The 4,092-nt window shown below is 63.6% G+C and carries 3 protein-coding genes; all 3 read right to left on the reverse strand.

Going from position 1 to position 4,092, the window contains the following annotated elements; genetic code table 11:
- Positions 1 to 34: 34 nt before the first annotated feature.
- A complete protein-coding gene (locus VEK15_14495; GenBank protein ID HXV61903.1) occupies positions 35 to 1,324 on the reverse strand; it encodes a Xaa-Pro peptidase family protein in 1,290 nt (429 codons plus the stop codon).
- A 12-nt stretch (positions 1,325 to 1,336) separates the two neighbouring features.
- The gene (locus tag VEK15_14500) at positions 1,337 to 2,722 is read right to left on the reverse strand and encodes a S9 family peptidase (protein ID HXV61904.1); all 1,386 of its coding nucleotides are present in this window, start codon (positions 2,720 to 2,722) and stop codon (positions 1,337 to 1,339) included.
- Positions 2,723 to 3,743: 1,021 nt separating this feature from the next.
- Positions 3,744 to 4,092 (reverse strand): hypothetical protein (locus VEK15_14505; GenBank protein ID HXV61905.1); only part of this gene is annotated, 349 nt, incomplete at its 5' end.

Genomic DNA, 4,092 nt, shown 5'->3' on the forward strand with positions numbered 1-4,092 from the left:
GCGACACGAAAGGTCCACTGCGCGAACGTCACGATCAGGCGAAGGGCCGATCGATGGCGGGGCTCGGCTGGCTGAAGAACTTCGCCCCGCTCTCCGTGATGTACATGCAGTCCTCGAGGCGGATTCCGAACTCGCCGTAGATCGCGATCATCGGCTCGTTGCTGAAGCACATGCCGGGAGCGAGTGGCATCTTGTTCCCGCGAACGAGATTGACCCACTCGTGACCGTCGAGGCCGATTCCATGGCCGGTGCGATGCGGGAGCCCCGGGACCTTGTAATCGGGACCAAAGCCGGCGTCGGTGATCACCTTGCGCGCGGCGGCATCCACGGCCTCGCAAGGTACGCCGACCTTCGCGGCCTCGAAGGCGGCGGCCTGCGCCTTCTTCTCCAGGTTCCAGACCTCCGTCTGGCGCTGGGTCGGCTTGCCGAAGACCGTCGTGCGCGTGATGTCGGAGCGATAGCCCTCGACACCGCACCCACCGTCGACGAGGACGACGTCACCTTCCTTCAGCTTCTGAGGGGTGATGCTTCCGTGAGGAAAGGCGGTGTACTGGCCGAACTGGACCGTGGCTCCGCCGTCGACACCGAGCGCGTGGAAAGCAGCGCTGACGTAGTCCCTGAACTCGAACTGCGTCATGCCTTCATGGAGCGTTTCGAAGCTCGCCCGGTAGGCGGCAATCGTGATGTCTGAGGCGCGCTGCATGAGAGCGATCTCCGCGGGGGACTTGAAGATACGACACCCGGCCGTCACCGGATCGGCGCTCACGTAGGTGGCGCCGGGCGCCTCCTTCCGAATGCCGTCATAGAGGAAGAAGCGTACGCGCTCCTCCATAGCGATGGTGCCGCTCGCCACCCCACGATCCCGGAAGATCTGCGCAACGCGCGCGTAGGGGCTCTCATCCTCCTCCCACGTCCTGATGTCGTTCGAGAACTTCGTGAGCTCCCGCGCCCGGGCCTCCTCGAATTTTGGACAGATATAGGCGGGCTCGCCCTTGCAGGGAAGAACGAAGCCGAACATCCTCTCGCTCGTACCCCAGCGGACGCCGGTGTAGTAGAAGAGGCTCGAGCCCGGCTCGATGAACACGGCATCGATGCCATTGTCCACCATCAGCTTTCGCGCCTTCTCGAGACGTGCGAGCCGCTCGGCATCGGTGATGGGTTGGATGCCATCCATCATCGACCTCAACCCGCGAATGGGTGCCGGGAGCGGACCTTCTCCGCTGCTCTGCGCGGATGCCGTGTCGGGGAGTGTGACGGACGCGGCCGCCGCCGCGACACCCGCCGAGGTACGCAAGAAACTTCGTCGGTCGAGACCGAGGGGCATGAAGAGCTCTCCTTATTTCAAATGCTCGTCGAAGAACCGTTCCACGCGTCGCCAGGCGTCGGTTAGAACGCGCTCGCGGGTGAAATAGTGAAACTCGCCAGGGTACGCCATGAACTCGAAATCCTTCTTTCTCGCCAGCAGATCATCGATGAGACGCACGGAATGCAGGTAGGGGACATTGACGTCCGCGGTCCCATGCAGAATGAGAAGCGGTCGCTCGAGGCGGTCCATGCGGCTCAGGGGCGAGGCGACGTCGTAGGCGGCCGGATTGTCCTCGGGCGCGCGGAGCCGTCCGCAAGTCCAGCGACCTTGATAAGGGTCTTCGTAGTACATCCGGTAGTCGACTACGCCGGCGACGTCGACCCCACAGGCGAACGTCTTGGGTGCATTCACGAGCGAAAGGAGGGTGAAGAAGCCGCCATAGCTCAATCCCCAGATGCCGATGCGATCGGGGTCGACATAATCGAGCGACTTCAAATAGGTCGCAGCCTCGGTGGCGTCCTCGGAGTCCTTTCCGCCCACGTCGAGAAAGACTCCCTGGCGCCAGTCTTTGCCGTAACCGATGCTGCCGCGGTAGTCGGGAGCAATCACGACGTAACCTTGCTGGAGCAGATACTGGTGAAACGAATAGTAGACGGCGTAGTTTCTCTGGATGTGCCAGCCATCGTAGTTCTGATTGTGTCCGTCGCCATGGACCCAGACGATCGCGGGATGTTTCTTCGCACGATCGAGGTCGTTCGGCACGAACAGATAGGCGGGGACCTTCTGACCATCGGTGGCCGGATACCAGACGAGCTCCGGCGCCACGAGACGCGAGCGGTCGATTCCGGCCGGCAGAGAGTCGCTGAGCCTCCTGGGAGTCGCTCCGGCTTCTGCGGAGACGGCGAAGAGGTCGGCGGAATTCTCGGGATCGGTATGCTGATAGACGAGGGTCTTGCTGTCCGGGGACCAGACCGCTGCGACGTTCGTGCCACGGCCCTGAGTCAACTTTTGCGGTGCCCGTTTGCCGGGATCGTCTCCGAGCTCCACGACATAGAGATGCCGGGTACCGGGGTGCTCGGCCTCGTTGGCGTCGAACGCGAGTCGTTTTCCATCCGGAGACCAGGAGGGCCGCCATGCCTCGAAGTGCCCACGGGTGATGGCGATGGGCTCACCGCCCCCTGTCGGCAGGACATAGACGTGATCCCATCCGCCGCGATCGCTGAGGAAGGCGAGCCATTTCCCATCGGGCGAAGGGATCGCCCCCGGCTCGGCCGTGCCTGGAATGCTCCACCATTTTTCTTCGATCTCGCGCAGGACGACCTCGCCCCGGCCGGAAGGGCATCGGCGACGACGATCTCGCGTCGGGTCGTGTCGTCGTGAACGCGCTCGAAGACGAGACGCGCGTCGTCGATCCAACGGGGCGCGATCTCTCGAAATATCTGATCCGGAAAGACGGAGACGGGCGAGCCGTCACCGTCGGCCGTAACGACGCCGACGTCGCCTGTACGTCGGTCGAACCATGCATAGAGGATCTTGGCACCGGAATAGTCGGGGGCGTTCTCGTGGCGCTCGGAGGAAGAGGTGACGAACGCGATGCGCGTTCCGTCGGGTGACCAGGCGATGCCGCCTTCGTTGCGCTCCGGCGTTCGCGTCAACCTGTGCTCGACGCCCTCTTGCACGGGACGAACCCAAAGGTCGCGTTCGCGCGAGTAGGCGATGCGATTGCCGTCCGGTGACGGGACATAGCCGTAAGCCGGGGCGGCGTCGTTCCACAGTGGCCTCGTGTCGCGGCCCGTGTTCACGTCGACCGTCCACAAGGAGCCTTCCCGGTCGAAAAGGACTCTGGAGCCATCCGAGCTCCAGAACAGCGCGTCGACTCTGCCTTCGTTGTATGCCGTGAGCGGCCGAGGATCCCCGGAACCGTTCGAAAGATCCGAGACGTAGACATTCTGGACACCGGCTCGCTCCCAGACGAAGGCGAGGCGGCGGCCGTCGGGAGAGAAAACCGGGCTCGATGGGTGCTTGATATCGACAACAGCGTCGATGCTCAGCGTTCCCCGGCTCTGCGCGAAGCCTGTGCTTGCGCAAAGCATCGCGAAACCCAAAATGGCGTGCCTGTGGAACATGCGCGCACTATGCCGTCTGAGCGGCGCGCCCGTCAACTCGGCGTTCCACGGAGAATCGAACCCCCAAAACGCGATTCCGCGCGCTTCGAGCGTGACACTTCGCTAACTGAAACGTACGGCGGCGTTTCAAGATCGTATCTAATGGCGCATTGATAACAATCTAGGTGGGTAGATTGCCGCAGGAGCTCTTATGAATGGCGAATGGGTGCGGGGAGACGTTGATGCGAACGTCCCCATCCCGGTGTACGCCGTTCTGTTTAGTCCTCAACGAAGGATTCGAAAGAACCGCGGGAACGATGCTCGCCGTCGGCTTAAGGATGGGGCTGCCGCTCGGCGAGCATGGCGAGAATCGTTGTCGGTGATAGCGTGCTCGCGCTGGCCACGAGCCCAGCCAGCGTGCTCCTGGGGATCGACGCCTTGAGCGCCTCGATCCGGTCCGCGACAGTCGGATCCATCGGATGCTCGACCACCACGCCGGCACGATCGGATAAGGCTTTCGCGGCCGCCGCGATGGTCACGGCGCGCTCCTCCCGGCCTTCCGCCGCTTCGACCGCCGCGAGTCCCAATAGGGCGAGGCCGGTGCCGCGCGGACTGCCGACCTCTTCAGCCGCCTGCACCGCGCGCCGAAACGAGTCCTGCGCGGTTCGCATGTCCGCGGCG

This window comes from Vicinamibacteria bacterium, assembly GCA_035620555.1.
In the GTDB taxonomy this organism is placed as follows: Bacteria; Acidobacteriota; Vicinamibacteria; order Marinacidobacterales; family SMYC01; genus DASPGQ01.

Excerpts from the sequence above, each read along its gene's own strand:
- VEK15_14495 (HXV61903.1), bottom strand. The coding sequence starts at position 1,324 with ATGCCCCTCGGTCTCGACCGACGAAGTTTCTTGCGTACCTCGGCGGGT.